Source organism: Agromyces mediolanus (assembly GCF_044917495.1).
GTDB lineage: Bacteria > Actinomycetota > Actinomycetes > Actinomycetales > Microbacteriaceae > Agromyces > Agromyces mediolanus_B.
Window position 1 is genome coordinate 52,683 of sequence record NZ_JAVSSI010000010.1, and the last position, 18,823, is coordinate 71,505.

At 72.6% G+C, this 18,823-nt stretch carries 20 protein-coding genes and 1 tRNA gene; 14 read left to right on the forward strand and 7 right to left on the reverse strand.

The window, feature by feature from the left end; translation table 11 throughout:
• Window positions 1-111: 111 nt before the first annotated feature.
• Together ROT00_RS14300 and ygfZ are read left to right on the forward strand one after the other, a co-directional pair.
• Complete coding sequence (locus ROT00_RS14300; protein ID WP_404775702.1) at window positions 112-720, forward strand: nitrobindin family protein; 609 nt, start codon at window positions 112-114, stop codon at window positions 718-720.
• Complete coding sequence (gene ygfZ, locus ROT00_RS14305) at window positions 720-1,874, forward strand: CAF17-like 4Fe-4S cluster assembly/insertion protein YgfZ (protein ID WP_404775703.1); 1,155 nt, start codon at window positions 720-722, stop codon at window positions 1,872-1,874. Before ROT00_RS14300 ends, ygfZ begins: the two co-directional genes overlap by 1 nt.
• Before the next feature lie 136 nt (window positions 1,875-2,010).
• On the opposite strand, the gene ROT00_RS14310 is transcribed toward ygfZ, so the two are convergent.
• Window positions 2,011-2,856 (reverse strand): class I SAM-dependent methyltransferase, encoded by an 846-nt coding sequence (locus ROT00_RS14310; protein WP_404775704.1) that lies wholly within the window; start codon window positions 2,854-2,856, stop codon window positions 2,011-2,013.
• Window positions 2,857-2,922: 66 nt separating this feature from the next.
• Between ROT00_RS14310 and ROT00_RS14315 the strand changes: the two genes are divergently transcribed.
• On the forward strand, window positions 2,923-3,669 hold the full coding sequence (locus ROT00_RS14315; RefSeq protein ID WP_404775705.1) for a phosphoglyceromutase: 747 nt from the start codon (window positions 2,923-2,925) through the stop codon (window positions 3,667-3,669).
• 117 nt (window positions 3,670-3,786) lie between these two features.
• Here the strand turns inward: ROT00_RS14315 and phoU are convergent, their stop codons facing one another.
• The gene (gene phoU / locus ROT00_RS14320) at window positions 3,787-4,440 is read right to left on the reverse strand and encodes a phosphate signaling complex protein PhoU (protein WP_404775706.1); all 654 of its coding nucleotides are present in this window, start codon (window positions 4,438-4,440) and stop codon (window positions 3,787-3,789) included.
• A 185-nt stretch (window positions 4,441-4,625) separates the two neighbouring features.
• Here phoU and ROT00_RS14325 point away from each other — a divergent pair, with 185 nt between their 5' ends.
• Both ROT00_RS14325 and ROT00_RS14330 read left to right on the forward strand, forming a co-directional pair.
• Entirely contained in the window at window positions 4,626-5,828 is a 1,203-nt protein-coding gene (locus ROT00_RS14325) for a sensor histidine kinase (RefSeq protein WP_404775707.1), read from the forward strand.
• Window positions 5,825-6,505, forward strand: coding sequence for a response regulator (locus ROT00_RS14330; protein ID WP_404775708.1), 681 nt, complete (start codon window positions 5,825-5,827; stop codon window positions 6,503-6,505). The genes ROT00_RS14325 and ROT00_RS14330 overlap by 4 nt, the downstream gene beginning before the upstream one ends.
• A 71-nt stretch (window positions 6,506-6,576) precedes the next feature.
• Here the strand turns inward: ROT00_RS14330 and ROT00_RS14335 are convergent, their stop codons facing one another.
• Entirely contained in the window at window positions 6,577-7,044 is a 468-nt protein-coding gene (locus tag ROT00_RS14335; protein ID WP_404775709.1) for a hypothetical protein, read from the reverse strand.
• Between the two features lie 175 nt (window positions 7,045-7,219).
• Between ROT00_RS14335 and ROT00_RS14340 the strand changes: the two genes are divergently transcribed.
• The 5 genes from ROT00_RS14340 (at window position 7,220) to ROT00_RS14360 (ending at window position 12,217) form a co-directional block, all read left to right on the forward strand.
• Entirely contained in the window at window positions 7,220-7,702 is a 483-nt protein-coding gene (locus tag ROT00_RS14340) for a CarD family transcriptional regulator (RefSeq protein ID WP_189083844.1), read from the forward strand.
• A 91-nt stretch (window positions 7,703-7,793) separates the two neighbouring features.
• Window positions 7,794-9,089, forward strand: a complete 1,296-nt coding sequence (gene ispD / locus ROT00_RS14345) for a 2-C-methyl-D-erythritol 4-phosphate cytidylyltransferase (RefSeq protein WP_404775710.1) — start codon at window positions 7,794-7,796, stop codon at window positions 9,087-9,089.
• A 54-nt stretch (window positions 9,090-9,143) separates the two neighbouring features.
• Window positions 9,144-10,574: a cysteine--tRNA ligase gene (gene cysS, locus ROT00_RS14350; protein ID WP_404775711.1), complete on the forward strand. Its 1,431-nt coding sequence runs from the start codon at window positions 9,144-9,146 to the stop codon at window positions 10,572-10,574.
• A complete protein-coding gene (gene rlmB, locus ROT00_RS14355; RefSeq protein ID WP_404775712.1) occupies window positions 10,571-11,605 on the forward strand; it encodes a 23S rRNA (guanosine(2251)-2'-O)-methyltransferase RlmB in 1,035 nt (344 codons plus the stop codon). Before cysS ends, rlmB begins: the two co-directional genes overlap by 4 nt.
• Window positions 11,606-11,737: 132 nt before the next feature.
• Window positions 11,738-12,217: a pyridoxamine 5'-phosphate oxidase family protein gene (locus ROT00_RS14360; RefSeq protein WP_404775713.1), complete on the forward strand. Its 480-nt coding sequence runs from the start codon at window positions 11,738-11,740 to the stop codon at window positions 12,215-12,217.
• Window positions 12,218-12,241: 24 nt separating this feature from the next.
• Here the strand turns inward: ROT00_RS14360 and ROT00_RS14365 are convergent, their stop codons facing one another.
• Together ROT00_RS14365 and ROT00_RS14370 are read right to left on the reverse strand one after the other, a co-directional pair.
• Window positions 12,242-13,558: a DUF4032 domain-containing protein gene (locus tag ROT00_RS14365; RefSeq protein WP_404775714.1), complete on the reverse strand. Its 1,317-nt coding sequence runs from the start codon at window positions 13,556-13,558 to the stop codon at window positions 12,242-12,244.
• A gap of 107 nt (window positions 13,559-13,665) precedes the next feature.
• Complete coding sequence (locus ROT00_RS14370; protein ID WP_404775715.1) at window positions 13,666-14,766, reverse strand: ABC transporter ATP-binding protein; 1,101 nt, start codon at window positions 14,764-14,766, stop codon at window positions 13,666-13,668.
• Between the two features lie 246 nt (window positions 14,767-15,012).
• Between ROT00_RS14370 and ROT00_RS14375 the strand changes: the two genes are divergently transcribed.
• The 4 genes from ROT00_RS14375 to ROT00_RS14390 all read left to right on the forward strand — a co-directional run bounded on the left by ROT00_RS14375 (window position 15,013) and on the right by ROT00_RS14390 (window position 17,752).
• Window positions 15,013-15,948, forward strand: coding sequence for a DsbA family protein (locus ROT00_RS14375; RefSeq protein WP_404775716.1), 936 nt, complete (start codon window positions 15,013-15,015; stop codon window positions 15,946-15,948).
• Between the two features lie 126 nt (window positions 15,949-16,074).
• Window positions 16,075-16,147 (forward strand) — tRNA-Thr (locus ROT00_RS14380).
• 48 nt (window positions 16,148-16,195) lie between these two features.
• On the forward strand, window positions 16,196-16,642 hold the full coding sequence (locus tag ROT00_RS14385) for a DUF1003 domain-containing protein (protein WP_404775717.1): 447 nt from the start codon (window positions 16,196-16,198) through the stop codon (window positions 16,640-16,642).
• Window positions 16,643-16,699: 57 nt separating this feature from the next.
• Window positions 16,700-17,752: a DMT family transporter gene (locus ROT00_RS14390; protein WP_404775718.1), complete on the forward strand. Its 1,053-nt coding sequence runs from the start codon at window positions 16,700-16,702 to the stop codon at window positions 17,750-17,752.
• Between the two features lie 30 nt (window positions 17,753-17,782).
• Here the strand turns inward: ROT00_RS14390 and ROT00_RS14395 are convergent, their stop codons facing one another.
• Window positions 17,783-18,331 carry a nitroreductase family protein gene (locus tag ROT00_RS14395; RefSeq protein ID WP_404775719.1) on the reverse strand — a complete coding sequence of 183 codons (549 nt, stop codon included), beginning with the start codon at window positions 18,329-18,331 and terminating at the stop codon, window positions 17,783-17,785.
• A 2-nt stretch (window positions 18,332-18,333) separates the two neighbouring features.
• Entirely contained in the window at window positions 18,334-18,735 is a 402-nt protein-coding gene (gene msrB / locus ROT00_RS14400) for a peptide-methionine (R)-S-oxide reductase MsrB (RefSeq protein WP_404775720.1), read from the reverse strand.
• Window positions 18,736-18,823 lie beyond the last annotated feature (88 nt).

Here is an 18,823-nt window from a genome sequence, read left to right on the forward strand (position 1 = left end):
AACTCCTCTTCATCGGTCTGCTCGGCCTCGCGACCGTCACGATCGCGTGGATCTCGGGCGTCGTCGTCTACAAGCTCTTCAAGGGCCAGCGCTAGGCGCCGAGGCATCGCGATGATCGAGCTGCCCGTCGGCCTGCCCGCCGAGCTCGTCCCGCTCTCCTGGCTCCTCGGAGTCTGGGAGGGTTCGGGCGTCATCGACTACAAGATCGGCGACGAGTCGGTCACCCGCGAGTTCGGCCAGCGCGTGAGCTTCAGCCACGACGGCCTGCCGCACCTGAACTACACCTCCTACACCTGGCTCTTCCCGGAGGAGGAGGGCGGCGACCCCGTCCCGCTCACCACCGAGTCCGGCTACTGGCGCCTCGCGAGGCCGCGCGGCGAGGGCGACCCGGGGCCGGCGATGCTGCCGGCGTCCGCCGAGGCCGCCTACACCGATGCCGAACAGGTCGAGCAGCTCCGCAACGCCGAGGGCGGCTTCGACCTCGAGGTGCCGATCGTGCATCCCGACGGCGTCGCCGAGCTGTACCTCGGTCAGGTGAAGGGGCCGCGCATCGACCTCGCGACCGACGCCGTCATCCGCACGAGCGGCGCGAAGCCGTACGCCGCGGCGACCCGGCTCTACGGGCTCGTCGACGGGCACCTGCTCTGGGCGTGGGACATCGCGGCCCTCGGTCAAGACCTGCGCACCCACGCGTCCGCCCGCCTCGCGAAGGCGGAGTGATGGGCGATCTGTTCCTCTCGCTGCCCGGCGCGGTCGTCGCCGAGGGCGTCGACGCCGGCGTCCCCGGCCACTACGGCGAGCCCATGCGCGAGCAGCGCTCGCTCGAACGGGGCCGGGCCGTCGTCGACCTCGGCGACCGCGGCGTCGTGACCGTCGCCGGCCCCGACCGGTTGAGCTGGCTGCACTCCATGGCGAGCCAGGCGCTCGACCGGCTCGCGCCGGGCGACAGCGCCGAGGCCCTGTTCCTCGACGCGAACGGCCACATCGAGCACGTCGCGCACGTCCTCGACGACGGCGAGCGCACCTGGCTCGTCGTCGAGGGCGACGAGGCCGCCGCGCTCGCCGCGTTCCTCGACCGCATGCGCTTCATGCTGCGGGTCGAGGTCGCCGACGCGAGCGCCGAGTTCGCCGTGCTCGGCGCCCTGTCCACCGAGGCGCTCGACGCCGCGGTGCCTGCCGCGGCGCCGGCGGGCGTCGCGCTCGACTGGCGCGACCCCTGGGCCGCGGGCAGCGCGGGCGGGCACCGCTACGCGCCCGAGGCCGGGCACCCCGCGGCATCCTGGACCTGGGTCGAGCGCATCGTCCCGCGCGCCGCGCTCGCGGATGCCGCGGCGTCGGTCGCCGCGGGCCGCGTGGCCGCCGCCGGCGCGCTCGCCGCGGAGGCCCTCCGCATCGCCGCCTGGCGTCCGCGACGTGCGACCGAGGTCGACGAGAAGGCGATCCCTCATGAGCTCGACTGGCTGCGCAGCGCGGTCGACCTCGGCAAGGGCTGCTACAAGGGCCAGGAGACCGTCGCCAAGGTGCTGAACCTCGGCCGGCCGCCGCGCCGCCTCGTGCTGCTGCACCTCGACGGCAGCGACACCGTGCTGCCCGCCGCGGGCGACGAGGTCGTCGCGCTGAAGGTGCGGCCGGAGCCCGCCGAGGGCGAGGCTCCCGAGCGGCGCGTCGTCGGCCGCATCACCTCGAGCGCCATGCACCACGAGCTCGGCCCGATCGCGCTCGCGGTCGTGAAGCGGGCCGTGCCCGCCGAGCTCGAGCTCATCGTGGAGAGCCACGGCATCGACGTGGCGGCCGCGCAGGTCGAGATCGTCCCGGCCGACGCGCGCTCCGCGGTGGACGTGCCGCGTCTGCCCCGCCTCGGCGTCCGCCCCTAGCGGCCGGCTCGGGGGAGCGGTTCCGGCGCCCGGTCCCGGCGCCCGACCCCGGCCGCCGCGGCGGAGGAGAACTGCCGCTGCGGAGGCCTCTGCGCCGTGCGGCATCCTCCGCGTGCGCGATTCTCCTCCCGCCGGCTCAGGGGAGCGGGGCGACCGCGGCCCAGTCGACCGTGAGTTCGCCGAGCCGCCACCGCCGCACCCCGTCGCGGAGGGGCCAGCCCTCGGCGCGGAGGCGGCCGACGACGTCGATCCAGCGCTGCGACGGCCCGTAGACCCCCAGAGGAGCGGCCTGCGCCCACGCCCGGTCGAGGGCGGCGAGGAGCTCGTGGACCCGCTCGCCGGGGACGTTCCGGTGGATGAGCGCCTTCGGCAGCCGCTCCGCGACGACGGACGGGCGGTCGAGATCGCGGAGGCGCAGGCTGATCGTGAGCGTCCGCGGCCCGTCGGCATCGACGCCGACCCAGCTCGAGATGCGCCCGAGCTCGTCGCAGGTGCCCTCGACGAGGAGGCCCCCGGGCGCGAGCCGCTCGGTCATCCGGGCCCAGGCGGCGGCGACCTCGGCCTCCTCGTACTGGCGCAGCACGTTGAACGCGCGGATGATCGCGGGCCGGCGCGAACCCGTCGGCACCTCGAAGCCGCCGCGGGCGAACGCGACCGGCAGATCCGCGGCGAACGGCGTCCGCCCGGCGCGCACCTCGACGAGCTGCGCGTCCGCGCCGCGCACGCGCGCCGGGTCGATCTCGAGGCCGAGCACCGCGACGTCGGGCCGGCGGCGGCGCAGGCGGGCGGCGAGCTCGAACGCGGTGACGCCGCTCGCACCGTAGCCGAGGTCGACGACGAAGGGGTCCGGCGCGACGCGGAACGCCGGCTGCTCGGCGATCCAGCGGTCGACGCGCCGCAGGCGGTTGGTGTTCGTCGTGCCGCGGGTGATGGCGCCCTCCGGGCCGGCCGAGGCGCGGCGGGACGGCGGGACGGGCGGCATGCCTCCAGTCTCGCAGGGGCCGACCCCGTTCGTCGCAGCGGAGACCGCCGCCGCTAGGCTGGGAGCATGCCTCACACCCTCGTGCTGCTTCGCCACGGCAACAGCGAATGGAACCAGCAGAACCTCTTCACCGGATGGGTCGACGTGCGGCTCTCCGAGCTCGGCCTCGGCGAGGCCGCCCGCGCCGGCGAGCTGCTCGCCGCCGAGGGCGTCCTGCCCGACGTCCTGCACACCTCGGTGCTGAGCCGCGCCATCCAGACCGCGAACATCGCCCTCGACGTGGCCGACCGCCTGTGGATCCCGGTCCGCCGCAGCTGGCGGCTGAACGAGCGCCACTACGGCGCGCTGCAGGGGCTCGACAAGGCCGAGACCCTCGAGAAGTACGGCCCCGAGCAGTTCCAGCTCTGGCGCCGCTCCTTCGATGTGCCGCCGCCCGTCCTCGCCGACGACGCCGAGTACTCGCAGGTCGGCGACCCGCGTTACGCCGAGCTCAGCGATGCCGAGCTGCCGCGCACCGAGTGCCTGAAGGACGTCATCGCGCGCATGCTGCCCTACTGGGAGCACGACATCATCCCCGACCTCGCGGCCGGCAAGACGGTGCTCGTGACCGCGCACGGCAACTCGCTCCGCGCGCTCGTGAAGCACCTCGACGGCATCAGCGACGCCGACATCGCCGAGCTCAACATCCCGACGGGCATCCCGCTCGTCTACGAGCTCGACGACGAGTTCCGTCCGCTCGGCCCGGGCCGCTACCTCGACCCCGAGGCCGCCGCGGCGGGCGCCGCGGCCGTCGCCGCCCAGGGCAAGAAGTAGGGGCGCCCCGCCCCGGACGACGAGGGCCGGCGGATCGGATGATCCGCCGGCCCTCGTTCCGTTCGGTCCCGTCGCGGGCGCCGGACGCGGATGCCGCCGCCGCGGCATCCCCTTCGCTCAGGGGGCCTCGGGGGCCCAGTCGCCCGTCGCGAGGTACTGCACCTTCTTCGCGATCGAGACCGCGTGGTCGGCGAAGCGCTCGTGGTAGCGGCTCGCGAGCGTCGCGTCGACGGTGTCGACGGCCTCGCCCTTCCAGGTCTCGCCGAGCACCTTGTCGAAGACCTGCAGGTGCAGGGCGTCGATCTCGTCGTCCTCGTTGCGGATCTGCTCGGCGAGCTCGACGTCCTCGGTCGTCAGCAGCTCGGTGAGCTTCTTCGCGATCTCCACGTCGAGCCGGCCCATCTCCCGGAAGGTGGGCCGGAGCGTCTTCGGCACCACCTTGTCGGGGAAGCGGTAGCGGGCGAGCTGGGCGATGTGCGTCGACATGTCGCCCATCCGCTCGAGCGAGGCGCTGATGCGCAGCGCGCTCACGACGATCCGCAGATCGCGGGCCACCGGCTGCTGCCGGGCGAGGATTGTGATGGCGAGCTCGTCGAGGGCGAGGGCCGCCTGATCGATCCCGTGGTCGTCGGCGATGACCTCCTCCGCGAGCGCCACATCGGACTCGTTGAACGCACGGGTGGCCTTGTCGATCGACTCCGCGACGAGACCGGCGATCTCGACGAGCCGGTCCTGGACCTCGCGCAGCTCCTGCTGGAACACCTCACGCATGACTTGGAATCCTCACCTCTCCTGCATCGGCGCGGACGCGCTGATGCACCGGTTCCGACCGGCGCGGCAATCCTCCCGATCGAAGGTGAACAGCAGGTGCCGTTCTCCTGAACACTGACCAACGTACCGTCGTATTCGGCCCGATCGGCGACGGACGCCCTTCACGCATCGTTAGGGTGAGAGTCATGGACTCCACCTGGGTGGTGGTCGCAGCGCTCGCCCTCGGCCTCTTCCTCGGCGCCGCCTTCATGGTCGTGCTGCACATGGCCGAACGCCGCGGGCAGAGCGCGGCCAACGTCGCGGCGCCGAGCGTCCCCGAGGGCGTCGACCAGGTGCTCGAGGTGCTCGACTCGGCCGGCGTCGTGCTCGACCCCTCCAACAACGTGCTGCGGGCGTCGCCGGGCGCCCTCGCGATGGGGCTCGTCCGCGGGCAGACGCTCGCCCACCAGGAGCTCCTCGACTTCGCGTCCCGCGTGCGGCGCACCGGGGATCCCGTGGCGGAGGAGCTCGAGCTCGCGCGCGGCCCCTTCGGCGAGCAGACGATGCTCGTGACCGCGCGCGTCGCCCGGCTCGGCACGCGATTCGTGCTCATCGTCGTCGAGGACCGCACCGAGGCGCACCGCCTCGACGAGGTGCGCCGCGACTTCATCGCGAACATCAGCCACGAGCTGAAGACGCCGATCGCCTCGGTCGGTCTGCTCGCGGAGGCGCTCGGCGAGGCGGCGGACGAGCCGGTGCAGGTGCAGCGCTTCGCCGGCCGGCTCGAGGTGGAGGCGCAGCGGCTCGCCCGCATCACGGGCGAGATCATCGAGCTCTCGAAGCTGCAGGCGAAGGACGCCCTCCGCCCGGACACGATCGTCAGGATCGACGAGGTGGTCGCCGCCGCGGTGGACCAGAACCGGGTCGTCGCCTCGTCGAAGGGGATCGACGTCGCGGTGCGCGGGGCGAAGCAGGCCGAGGTCTACGGCGACCGGGCCCTCCTCGCCGTGGCCGTGCACAATCTCATCGCGAACGCGATCGCCTACTCGAACGAGGGCGGCCGCGTCGGCGTCGGCGTCTCGACGAAGAAGGGCGCCGTCGAGATCTCGGTGACCGACCAGGGCGTCGGCATGGCCGCCGACGAGCTGGATCGCGTCTTCGAGCGGTTCTACCGCGTCGACCAGGCCCGCAGCCGCAACACCGGCGGCACCGGCCTCGGCCTCAGCATCGTGAAGCACACCGTGCAGAACCACGGCGGCGACGTCCGCGTCTGGTCGAAGCCCGGTCACGGCTCGACCTTCACGATCCGGCTGCCGCTCGCGGCGGCCGTCGAAGCTCCGCCCGAGGATGCCGGCGCCAGGCCCGCATCGACCGAACCCGCCCCCGCACCCCGAGGAGCCGTCACGTGACCCGCATCCTGCTCGTCGAAGACGAGATCGCCCTGTCCGACCCGCTCAGCTTCCTGCTCGAGCGCGAGGGCTACGAGGTCGAGGTCGCCGCCGACGGCCGCGACGCGCTCGAGGCCTTCGACCGGGACGGCGCCGACCTGGTGCTCCTCGACCTCATGCTGCCGGGCCTGCCCGGCACGGAGGTGTGCCGCGAGCTCCGCAACCGCTCGAGCGTGCCGATCATCATGCTCACCGCGAAGGACTCCGAGATCGATATCGTCGTCGGGCTCGAGCTCGGGGCCGACGACTACGTGACGAAGCCGTACTCGACCCGGGAGCTGCTCGCGCGGGTGCGGGCCGTGCTCCGCCGACGGGTGGATGCCGCGGATTTCGACGACTCGGTGCTGGAGGCCGGCCGGGTGCGGATGGACGTCGACCGGCACACGGTCGAGGTCGACGGCACCGCCGTGCCGATGCCGCTCAAGGAGTTCGAGCTGCTCGAGCTCCTCATGCGCAACGCCGGGCGGGTGCTCACCCGGGGCCAGCTGATCGACCGCGTGTGGGGCTCGGACTACTTCGGCGACACCAAGACGCTCGACGTGCACATCAAGCGCATCCGCTCGAAGATCGAGGTCTCGCCCTCGGAGCCCGTGCAGCTCGTGACCGTGCGCGGCCTCGGCTACCGCTTCGAGGCCTGACCGCCGCGAACGCGAAAAACCCCGGACGCCGCTTCGTGCGAAGCAGTGCCCGGGGTTTCGTGCGCGGCGCCTTACGGCACGAGCGACTTGTACTCCGCGAGCGTGCCGTCGAGGACGGGCACGTTGATCTCCTGGCCCTCGGCGCCGGAGTAGTGGAAGTAGATCGGCATCAGCGAGCCCGGGATCGAGTCGATGCCGTCGAGGAGGACGGGCTCGAGCACGTCGATGCCCTCGACGTCGTCGACGCCGAAGGCGACGGTGCTGCCCGCGCCGATCTCGATGGGCTCCGCGGTGGTCTTGCCGTCGGCGAACTCGACGTTCAGGGAGGCATCCTCGTCGCCGCGGTTCACGACCGTCATGACGAGATTGCCCTGCTCGCCGTCGTCGCTCACGACGAGGACGTTGCGGAGGTCGAGGTCGCCGACGTTGACGGAGACGCCGTCGCTCGCGTCGTAGTGCTCGGTGGTCGCCTGGTACGTGATCATCGAGCAGCCGCTGGCGCCGATGACGATACCGAGAGCGAGAGCGGCGGATGCCACGAGACGCGCCTTCACAGAACCTCCAAGTGCGATGTCGTGCGCCCGGATCGGCCGGCGCGCACGCATGGGAATCGTGTCGAGCATAGCCTACGGAGGTGCATGTCCGTGGAGGGCCGCATACCTTAGCACGATCCACGATGTGATATCCTGAAAGTTGCCGAAAGGACTATCATTCATGCTTTTTGAGGTTGGCGAGACCGTCGTTTACCCGCACCACGGCGCTGCAACGATCACCGAGGTGAAGAAACGGATCATCAAGGGCGAAGAGAAGCTCTACCTCAAGCTGAACGTCACGCAGGGAGACCTCGTCATCGAGGTCCCGGCTGAGAACGTCGATCTCGTCGGCGTTCGCGACGTCATCGGCAAGGAGGGCCTCGACCGCGTGTTCGAGGTGCTGCGCGCCCCGTTCACCGAGGAGCCGACCAACTGGTCGCGCCGCTACAAGGCGAACCTCGAGAAGCTCGCCTCGGGCGACGTGATCAAGGTCTCCGAGGTCGTGCGCGACCTGTGGCGCCGCGATCAGGACCGCGGGCTCTCGGCGGGCGAGAAGCGCATGCTCGCGAAGGCCCGTCAGATCCTCATCTCCGAGCTCGCGCTCGCGGAGAAGACCGACGAGGAGCAGGCCTCGGTCGTGCTCGACGAGGTCCTCGCCTCCTGAGGCCGTCGCACCCGGCGCGACCGGGTGCCCCCGAGGCGTGCGCCGATCGGTGCACGCCTCGCCTCGTGCGGCCTGGCGGTACGCTCGGAGGGTGAGCACACCCTCCGTCGCCGTCATCCTCGTCGCCGCCGGCAGCGGCCTCCGGCTCGGTCGGCCGGAGCCGAAGGCCTTCGTCCCGCTCGGCGACGGCACCCTGCTCTCCCACGCCGTCTCGGCCGTCCTCGGCATGCGCGAGCCGGCGCAGCTCGTCGTCGTGGTCCCGGCCGACCGCGTCGAGGCGACGCGGTCGGCGCTCCAGCGCTCGACGGATGCCTCGACCGAGACGGATGCCGCGCCCGCGCCCGTCGTCGTCGCAGGCGGCGAACTCCGCCAGGACTCCGTCGCGGCCGGCCTCGCCGCGGTCGCCCCCGAGGTCGGCGTCGTGCTCGTGCACGACGCGGCGCGGGCGCTCACGCCCTCCCTCCTCTTCGACGAGGTGGCCGCCGCGGTGCACGCGCGGGGGCACGGGGTGGTCCCCGGCCTCCCCGTCATCGACACCGTCAAGCGCGTCGCCGACGGCCGAGTCGTCGAGACCGTCGACCGGGCCGAGCTCGCGGCCGTGCAGACCCCGCAGGGCTTCCCGCGCGGTGCGCTCGAGCGGGCCTACCGCCTCGCCGGGGGCGAGTTCACCGACGACGCCGCGCTCGCCGCCGCGGCGGGCGTCGTGGTCGACGTGGTGCCGGGTGACGTGCGGGCGTTCAAGATCACGGTGCCGGCCGATCTGCGGCGGGCCGAGCAGCTCGTGGCGGAGGCCGATGCGCGGGCCGAGGCATCCCTCGAGCGCCACGGCTCCGAGGGCGCCGCGCAGAGCGAAGCCGGGCCGGAGTCCGAGCCGTCCATCCTGCCGCCCGAGCCCATCGCGGAGCCGCGCCTCGTGGCGCCCCGCGTCGGCACCGGGGTCGACGTGCACGCCTTCGCCGACGACGAGACGCCGCTCTGGCTCGCGGGGCTCGAGTGGCCAGGCGAGCGCGGGCTCGCCGGGCACAGCGACGGCGACGCCGCGAGCCACGCGATCTGCGACGCCCTGCTCGCCGCGGCCGGGCTCGGCGACGTCGGCCGCATCTTCGGCACCGCCGACCCCGCCCTCGGCGGCGCGCACGGCGAGGTCTTCCTCCGCGAGACCGTGCGCCTGGTCCGCGAGGCGGGGTTCGAGGTGGGCAACGTGAGCGTGCAGATCGTCGGCAACCGCCCGAAGCTCGCGCCGCGCCGCGAGGAGGCCGAAGCGCTCCTCGGCCGCTTCGTCGGCGCACCGGTCAGCGTCTCCGCCACGACGAGCGACGGCCTCGGCTTCACCGGCCGGGGCGAGGGCATCGCCGCGATCGCCACCGCCGTGCTGCTGCCCGTCTGAGGCCCGGGCCCGCACGCCCAGGTCCACGCCCCCGTGCGCCGGTAGGCTGGAGCGGTGACGCTCAGACTCTACGACACGAAGGCGCAGGCGCTGCGCGACTTCGTCCCCCTCCGCGAGGGACGCGTCGGCATGTACGTGTGCGGCCCGACCGTGCAGTCGAGCCCCCACATCGGGCACCTCCGGAGTGCCCTCGTCTACGACCAGCTGCGCCGGTGGCTCGCCTACCGCGGGCTCGAGGTGACCTTCGTGCGCAACGTCACCGACATCGACGACAAGATCCTCGACGCCGCCCACCGCGAGGGCCAGGGCGGGCTCGGCGAGGAGTGGTGGGCCCTCGCCTACCGCATCGAGCTCGAGTTCACCGCGGGCTACGCCGCGCTCGGCATCCTGCCGCCGAGCTACGAGCCGCGCGCCACCGCGAGCGTGCAGCAGATGCAGCAGCTCATCGCCCGGCTCATCGAGCGGGGGCACGCCTACCCGGCCGACGACGGCTCGGGCGACGTCTACTTCGACACGGCGAGCTGGGCCGAGTACGGCTCCCTCACCCGGCAGTCGCGGGAGCACATGGAGGCCGCCGCCGACGCCGACCCGCGCGGCAAGCGGGACCCCCGCGACTTCGCGCTCTGGAAGGGGCGCAAGGCCGACGAGCCGGAGTCCGCGGCGTGGGCTTCGCCCTGGGGCGACGGCCGGCCAGGCTGGCACATCGAGTGCTCGGCGATGGCGGCCCGTTATCTCGGCCCCGAGTTCGACATCCACGGCGGCGGGCTCGACCTCCGCTTCCCGCACCACGAGAACGAGCTCGCGCAGTCCACCGCGGCCGGCGACGGCTTCGCCCGCTACTGGGTGCACAACGGCCTCGTGAACATCGGCGGTCAGAAGATGTCGAAGTCGCTCGGCAACTCGGTCTACGCGGCCGAGCTGCTCGTGCTCGCCTCGCCGCTCGCCGTGCGCTACCTGCTCGGCCAGGCGCACTACCGGTCCACCCTCGACTACAGCCCGGAGTCGCTCACCGTCGCCGAGGCGGCGGTCGACCGCATCCGCACCTTCCTCGAGCGGGTCGAGCGCCGGCTCGCCGGCACCCGCTTCGCCGGCATCGGCGCACCTGTGGTCCCCGAGTCGTTCGCCGAGGCGATGGACGACGACCTCGGCGTGCCGCAGGCGCTCGCCGCCCTGCACGACACGGTGCGGGCGGGCAACAACGCCCTCGACGCCGAAGAGCTGCACGAGGCGGCCGTCGCGCACGGCCAGGTCTCGGCCATGGTGCAGGTGCTCGGCATCGATCCGCGCGACCCGCAGTGGGCGAGCAGCGACGCCGGGCCGGCCGCGTCGGCCCTCGGCGTGCTCGTCGAACGGCTGCTCGACGACCGCCGCGCCGCCCGCGCCGCGAAGGACTGGGCGGCCGCCGACCGCATCCGCACCGAGCTCGCCGAGGCGGGCATCACCATCGAAGACAGTCAGACCTCGACCCATTGGAGCCTCTCATGAAGGGCAGCAGCGGAAAGCCGCGCGCCGGAGCCGTGCGCAAGGCCGCACACTCGAAGCAGGTCGGCACGGGCGGCCACGGGCGCAAGGCGCTCGAAGGCAAGGGCCCCACGCCGAAGGCCGAAGACCGCAGCTGGCACGTCGCCGGCAAGCGCAAGGCCGCTCAGGAGCGGTACGAAGCCGCGGGCGGCAAGGGGAAGGCCGGCCAGAAGGGGCGTTCGCAGCGTCCCGGTGCCCCGCGCGGCGCGTCCGGCGCCTCGCAGCGTTCGCGCTCGGGCGACGAGTCGGAGATCGTGACCGGCCGGAACGCGGTCGTCGAGGCGCTGCGCACGAAGGTGCCCGCCACGACGCTCTACCTCGCGCAGCGCGTCGAGATGGACGACCGCGTGCGCGAATCGCTCAAGATGGCGACGAACCGCGGCATCCCCGTGCTTGAGGTGACGCGGCCCGAGCTCGACCGCCTCGCAGGCGACGGCGGCGTCCACCAGGGCCTCGCGCTCAAGGTGCCGGCGTACGAGTACGCCCACCCGATCGAGCTCCTCGACGAGGTGCTCGCGAACGACGAGACCCCGCTCTTCGTCGCCCTCGACGGCATCACCGATCCGCGCAACCTCGGCGCGATCATCCGCTCCACCGCCGCGTTCGGCGGGCAGGGCGTGATCGTGCCGCAGCGCCGCTCAGTGGGGGTCACCGCGGCCGCATGGAAGACCTCGGCCGGGGCCGCCGCGCGCATCCCCGTCGCGATGGCCTCGAACCTCACGCAGACGCTCAAGGCGCTGAAGGAGCGCGGGGTGTTCGTGCTCGGCCTCGACGGCGACGGCGACGTGTCGCTGCCCGGCCTCGAGTTCGCCGACCGCCCGGTCGTCGTCGTGGTGGGCTCGGAGGGCAAGGGCCTCTCGCGACTTGTCACCGAGACCTGCGACGCCATCGTGTCGATCCCGATCGGGGCGGCCACGGAGTCGCTGAACGCCGGCATCGCCGCGTCCGTCACGCTGTACGAGATCTCGCGGCTGCGCGCCGAGCGCTCGGCGTAGCCCGGCGCTCACCAGGGCGCGGCGCCGATCGGGGCGCGATATCGATCAGGCCCGCGCGCCCCAGGGTCGCGCGGGCCGGCGCCGCTGTCAAGGGGGCGGCGGCGGTGCTCCGCCGCCCGTAGCGTCGGGCGCATGGAACAGGACGAATACGACCGGATCTCCACCCTCGTCGACGCCGCCGACGTGGCCATGCTCACCACGACGGGCGAGGACGGCGCCCTGCACGCGCGGCCGCTCGCCGCGCTCCAGGACCGCTTCGACGGGACGCTCCGCTTCCTCGTCGAAGACCCGAGCCCGAAGGTCGAGGAGATCGGCGCGCACCCCAGGGTGAACGTCGCCTACTCGTCGAAGAAGGGCTACCTGTCCGTCGCAGGGACGGCGCGCGTCGTCGACGACGCAGGGGCCGTAGACGAGCTGTGGGGACCGGCCGCGGAGGCCTGGTTCCCGGGCGGACGCGAGGACCCCGAGATCGTGGTGCTGGAGGTGCTCCCCGAGAGCGCCGAGTACTGGGCGCTCACCGAGCCCGGCGTCGTCGCGGCGGCGAAGGCCGTGAAGGCCTACTTCACGAAGGAGCAGCCCGACATCGGCGAGAACCGCGTCGTCGAGCTGTGACTCTCGGCGGGCGGATGCCGCGCCTCAGACGTTGAGCCGCCAGTCCTGCTCGTCGTCGGGGTCGACGACGGCGACGGATGCCGTATCGGGCACGACCTCGATCGCGGCGGTGAACGCGTCGGTCGGCGGGCCGATGACCGTCGCCTCGTCGCGTCGATGGCGGAGCACCGTGTTGATGTAGCTCGTCACCGCCTCCGCGAGCGGGATGTCGTGGCCGGCCTGCTGCGCCATGAACCAGCGGTGCTCGAGCAACTGGTGGAACACCTCGGCCGGCTCGAGCTTGCCGCGCAGCTCGCTCGGGATGGCGCGCACGACGGGCTCGAAGACGCGCATGAGCCACTCGTGCGCGACCATCTCCTCGTCGAGCTCGGTCTTGCCGTAGCTGGCCCGGTAGGAGTCGAGGTCGTTCAGGAGCCGGCGCGCCTGGTTCTCGCCCGCGTCGAGCCCGGTGAGCCGGAGCAGCCGCCGCTGGTGGTGCCCGGCGTCGACGACCTTCGGCTGGATGCGCACGGTCGTGCCCGACTCGTCGGTCTTGATCGCGAGCTCCTCGATGTCGAACCCCAGCGCGTTCAGCCGCTGCACGCGCTCGTTGATGCGCCAGCGCTCCGCGGCCTGGAACGACTCGGAGCCCGTGAGCTCCGTCCAGAGGGCCCGGTAGGCGTCGACGATGCCGTTCGAGATGCGCACCGGGTCGAGCTCGTCGGCGACGCGGCCGCCGGCCTCGAGGTCGAGGAGCTCGCCGGCGATGTTCACCCGGGCGATCTCGAGGTCGTTCTCGCGCTGCCCGTTGGACAGGCCGCCCTCGTAGAGCTTGCCGGTCTCCGCATCGACGAGGTACGCCGCGAAGGCGCCGGCGTCGCGCCGGAACAGCGTGTTCGAGAGCGACACGTCGCCCCAGAAGAAGCCGACGATGTGCAGGCGCACGAGCAGCACGGCGAGCGCGTCGACGAGGCGGGTCGCCGTGTCGGGGCGGAGCGTCTGGGAGAACAGGGCCCGGTAGGGGAGGGAGAAGCGCAGGTGCCGGGTCACGAGCACGGGCTTCAGCTCCTCGCCCTCGGCATCCGTGCGGTTCGTGATGACGGCGACCGGCTCGACGCAGGGGATCTCGAGCCGCTGCAGCGTGCGCAGCATCTCGTACTCGCCCTTCGCCATCTCGGCGGTGGTCTCCTTGATCGCGACGATGTGCCCGCCGAGGTGCGCGAAGCGCACGAGGTGGCGGGAGATGCCCTTCGGTAGGGCGGCGATCGTGTCGCTCGGCCACGACTCCAGCGGAAGGTCCCACGGGAGGTCGAGGAGCGCGGGATCCGCCATCGCGGAGGTGATCGAGAGGGAGCCGCTCATCCGGCAATCCTTTCAGCTGCGTCCGGTCCGGGGCGAGGCCCGGCCGGAAACGGCGGATGCCGGTCGGGAACGATCCCGACCGGCATCCGGTGTTCGTCGCTCGCGGCTCAGCCGGCCACGACGCGCGAGCCGAGGCGCTCGCCCGACTCGGCGTCGAAGACGTGCACGTGGTGCGGCGTCGGCGTGAGGTACACGGTGTCGCCGGCGAAGGGGTGGGCGCGGCCGTCGACGCGGGCGACGATGTCGGTGCGCTTGCCCTCGATCTCCGAGTGGCCGTAGAGGTAGCCGTCGGCGCCGAGCTCCTCGACGAGGTCGACCTTCACCTCGAGGCCCTCGCCGGCGGTCGTCGAGACCTGGATGTCTTCGGGGCGCACGCCGATCGTGACCTGCGAGCCGGTCGCGTTCGCCAGCGTCTCGCGCTCGACCGGCACGACGGCCGTGCCGAAGCGGACGCCGCCGTCGGCGATGTCGGCGTGGAAGAGGTTCATCGCCGGCGAGCCGATGAAGCCCGCGACGAAGACGTTCGCCGGCTTCTCGTAGAGGTCGCGCGGGGTGCCGACCTGCTGGAGCAGGCCGTCCTTCAGCACGGCGATGCGGTCGCCCATGGTGAGCGCCTCGGTCTGGTCGTGGGTGACGTAGACCGTGGTGACGCCGAGGCGGCGCTGCAGCGAGGCGATCTGGGTGCGGGTCTGCACGCGGAGCTTCGCGTCGAGGTTCGACAGCGGCTCGTCCATGAGGAAGACCTGCGGCTGGCGCACGATCGCGCGGCCCATGGCGACGCGCTGACGCTGACCGCCCGAGAGCGCCTTCGGCTTGCGGCTGAGGTAGGGCTCGAGGTCGAGCAGCTTCGCGGCCTCGAGGACGCGCGCGGCGCGCTCCTCCTTGCCGACGCCCGCGATCTTCAGGGCGAAGCCCATGTTCTCCGCGACGGTCATGTGCGGGTAGAGCGCGTAGTTCTGGAAGACCATGGCGATGTCGCGGTCCTTCGGCGGCACGTCGGTGACGTTGCGGTCGCCGATGAAGATGTTGCCGTCGTTCACCTCTTCGAGGCCGGCGAGCATGCGCAGCGAGGTGGACTTTCCGCAGCCGGACGGGCCGACGAGGACGAGGAACTCGCCGTCGGCGATCTCGAGGTCGAGCTTGTCGACGGCCGGGCGGGTGCCGCCGGGGTACAGGCGGGTGGCCTGGTCGAACGTGACAGATGCCATGATGGTTCTCCTTCACCGGCAGGTACGTGCCGGACGATCCGTTGTGATGGAAACGCGTCGACGTTGACGCCCGCTCAGTATCGCACACGGCGGAGGGACCGTCGGCACGGCCCCCGAGCGGGGGTGCCGGCTGCCCCGCCGGGCGCGTCCAGCTGCCGTTTGGGTGATTCCCAGGCATCGTTCCTACTATCGTGGGTGCGTTCGCATGCAGACGTGCGCCCCCACAGCGACCCGGAGTGACCATCGATGAGCAACGGCGGATCGAATCAGCCTCGCCCCAGCAAGAATGACCGTCGAGAGGCGGCGCGCGAGAAGGCTCGAGCCCTCCGCGAGGAGCAGAAGAAGCGCGAGCGGCGCAACAAGATCCTGCTCCAGGGCGGCATCATCGTCGCGGTCGTGGCCATCGCCGCGCTCGTCGGCGGGCTGATCTTCAACAGCGTGAAGCCGGCCGGCCCCGGCCCGCGCAACATGGCGAGCGACGGCATCGTGTTCACCGGCACCGACGGCACCGTCACGCCCACCGAGACCCCGGCGACCCCGGCGGGCGGTAAGCCCACCCCGACGGAGCAGGACGACTCCGGCGAGGTCGCGAACATCGTGACGTACATCGACTACCTGTGCCCCTACTGCGGCCAGTTCGAGCAGACGAACCGCGACGCCATCAAGACCATGGTCGAGCAGGGCGCCGCGACGCTCGAGGTGCACCCCATCGCGATCCTCACGAACCGCTCCGCCGGCACCCAGTACTCGCTGCGCGCGGCGAACGCCGCGGCGTGCGTCGCCGACCTGTCGCCCGAGAACTTCCTCGACTTCAACGACGCGCTCTTCGACAACCAGCCCGCGGAGGGCTCGACGGGCCTCAGCAACGACGACATCAAGAAGCTGGCCGAGCAGGCCGGCGTCGGGTCGCTGTCGAAGGTCGAGAAGTGCATCGACGACGTCCAGTTCAAGAGCTGGGTCCAGGACGCCACCAACCGTGCGCTCAGCGGTCCGCTGCCGAACACGACCGAGGTCGAGTCGGTGAAGGGCACGCCGACGGTCCTCGTGAACGGCAAGCAGTACACCGGCTCGCTCTCCGAGGCCACCGAGTTCCAGGCGTTCGTGACCCAGGCGGCGAGCCAGAGCTTCACGAACTCGACGCCGAGCCCGAGCGAGACGCCCGCGCCGACGCCCGCCCAGTGACGTCCGCCCAGTAGCGGCGCCGCCGAGGCGTCCGGCTTCGACGAGACCGGCCCGTTCCCGCCCAGCGCGGGGGCGGGCCGGTCCGCGTTCCGGCTCGCCGCTAGGATGGGCCTGGCATTCCCGCCCGCCGGCTTGGCGCAATTGGTAGCGCACCGTACTTGTAATACGGGGGTTGCAGGTTCAAGTCCTGTAGCCGGCACTCCGCCGAATGGCCCGTTTCCGCGTCGCTTCGTGCTTGCATGCCGCCATGGACGAGATCTCCGACGCGGCCGAACCGACCGGCCGCCCGCTCACGAACTGGCACGAGGCCGGCCGCGCTCGCCTCACACGCGGGGAACGGGCGGCGGACCTGCTGCGGAACGGCATGGGGAGCTGGCCGTTCGTCGCCTGCTTCGGGCTGTTCATCGCCCTCTGGGCGGTCGCGAACGTCACCCTCGCCGCCTGGGACCCGTACCCGTACATCCTGCTGAACCTGCTGCTCAGCATGCTCGCGGGCATCCAGGGAGCGATCCTGCTCATCGCGGCGAAGCGGCAGGACTCGATCGCGGCCGCCCTCGCGCAGCACGACTACGAGACGAACCTCGCGGCGAAGACCGAGATCGAGGACCTCATGGCGATCAACCGTGCGCAGCTGGAGCTGCTCCGCGAGCTGCGGGAGCGCTTCCCTGACGAGTCCGGGCGCGCGGTGCTCTAGCCTGGGACGCGGCCGACGACGTGGTCCGGCCGGGGGTGCGGACGGAAGGACCATGGGATGAGCGACGAGCCGATGCAGCGGGAGCCGGGCGCGGCTGCGGGAACGGAGCGGCACGCGCACGTCGAGCGCGGCCAGCTGCCCGTCGTGCTCGCGCTCGTCATCGCGGTCGCCGCGGGCGGGCTCACTGCCGTGCAGTCGCGCATCAACGGCGAGTTCGCGCGCGTGCTCGGCGACCCGTACACCGCTGCCGCGATCTCCTTCGGCAGCGGGCTCGTCATCCTCTCGATCGCGCTCTGCGTCTGGCGCCCGGGCCGGGTGGGCCTCGGCCGGGTGCGCCGGGCGCTCGCCGATCGCTCGCTCGCCTGGTGGATGCTCCTCGGCGGTCTCGCCGGGGCCTGGTTCGTGACGACGCAGGGCCTGTCCGCAGCCACGCTGGGCGTCGCCCTCTTCACGGTCGCCATCGTCGCCGGGCAGACCGTCGGCGGCATCCTGTTCGACCTCGTCGGCCTGGGACCGGGCGGACGGCGCCGGCTCACCCCCACGCGGGTCCTGGGGGCGCTCCTCGCGCTCGTCGCGATCGGCTGGGCCGTCTCGGCGCAGCTCGCGCACGACGTGCCGCTCATCCTCATGCTGCTGCCCTTCACCGCGGGCGTCGGCGTGGGCTGGCAGCAGGCGGTGAACGGGCGGGTCAAGCAGGCCGCGGGCAGTGCGCTCACGGCCACGTTCGGCAACTTCCTCGGCGGCACGATCGCGCTCGTGCTCGCGGCGGTCGTGCACGGTGCGGTCGCCGGGTTCCCGGCCCTGCCCGGCACCTGGTGGCTCTACGTCGGCGGCGCGCTCGGCTGCATCTTCATCGGGGCGCAGGCGGCCGTCGTGCGGACGATCGGCGTGCTCGTGCTCGCCCTCTGCGGGGTCGCGGGCCAGCTCGCCGCGGCGCTCGCCCTCGATCTGCTGCTGCCGACGTCCGGCCGGGCGCTCGACCTCGCGACGATCGGCGGAACGGTGCTGGCGCTCGTCGCCGTCGTCGTCGCGAGCGTCCGGTGGTCGCGGCACGCGCACGCCGCCGACGCGCCCCGCGCGGGGCGCTCGGACTCGCCGCGCGTCGGCTGATCGCGGCATCCCCGCAGCGGTCGGCCCGGGTCAGCCCCGCGACTGGAAGAGCTCGGCCACGCCCGGGTCGCGCCGCTCCGGCCGAGCCTCCTCGGGGCGTCCGCCGACGTAGAGCCAGCCGAGCAGCAGCTCGCCCTCGGCGAGCCCGTGGAACTCCGCGACTGCGGGGTCGCGCGTGTACGGCCCCGAGCGCCACATGACACCCCAGCCGGCCTCGTCGAGCAGGAGGCTCAGCACGTGGCCGACGCCCGAGGCGACGGCCTCCTGCTCCCAGGCGTGCACCTTGAAGTGCGGGCGGGTCGTGGCGACGAGCGCGATGAGCAGCGGTGCGCGCAGCGGCTTCGAGGCCACCTTCTCGGCATCCGCTCCGCGCGCCCGGGCGGCCGCGCCCAGCGCCCGGCCGAGCCCGGCCCGCGACTCGCCGCGGAGGGCGATCACCCGCCACGGGCGGAGCGAGCCGTGGTCGGCGACCCGGCCCGCCGCCTCGAGCAGCTCGAGCAGTTCGGCGTCGTCGGGCGCGCGCTCGGTCACCTTGGGGGAGGAACGGCGCCGGAGCGCCGCCTCCCTCGCCGTCGGCACGCTCAGGATTCCGGCGTGAAGTCGAGCGCGATCGAGTTCATGCAGTAGCGATCGCCGGTCGGGGTGCCGAAGCCGTCGGGGAAGACGTGCCCGAGATGCGAGCCGCAGTTCGCGCAGCGCACCTCGGTGCGCACCATGCCGAGGCTCGTGTCCTCGATGAGCTCGACCGCCTCGGGGCGGACGGACTCGTAGAAGCTCGGCCAGCCGCAGCCGGAGTCGAACTTCGTGCCGCTCTTGAAGAGCTCGGCGCCGCACGCGGCGCACTGGTAGACGCCGGCGCGGTGCTCGTCGAGCAGCTCGCCCGTCCACGGCCGCTCCGTCGCCGCCTCGCGCAGCACGGAGTACTGCTCGGGGTCGAGCTCCTGGCGCCACTGCTCGTCGCTCTTGTCGACCCGATAGCCCATGTTCCGGAATCCTTTCGATCCATGCCGCGCCTCGCGCATCCGCGGGCCGGGGGCAGCCCGCGCGATCGCCGCCAGCTCCATCGTGGCA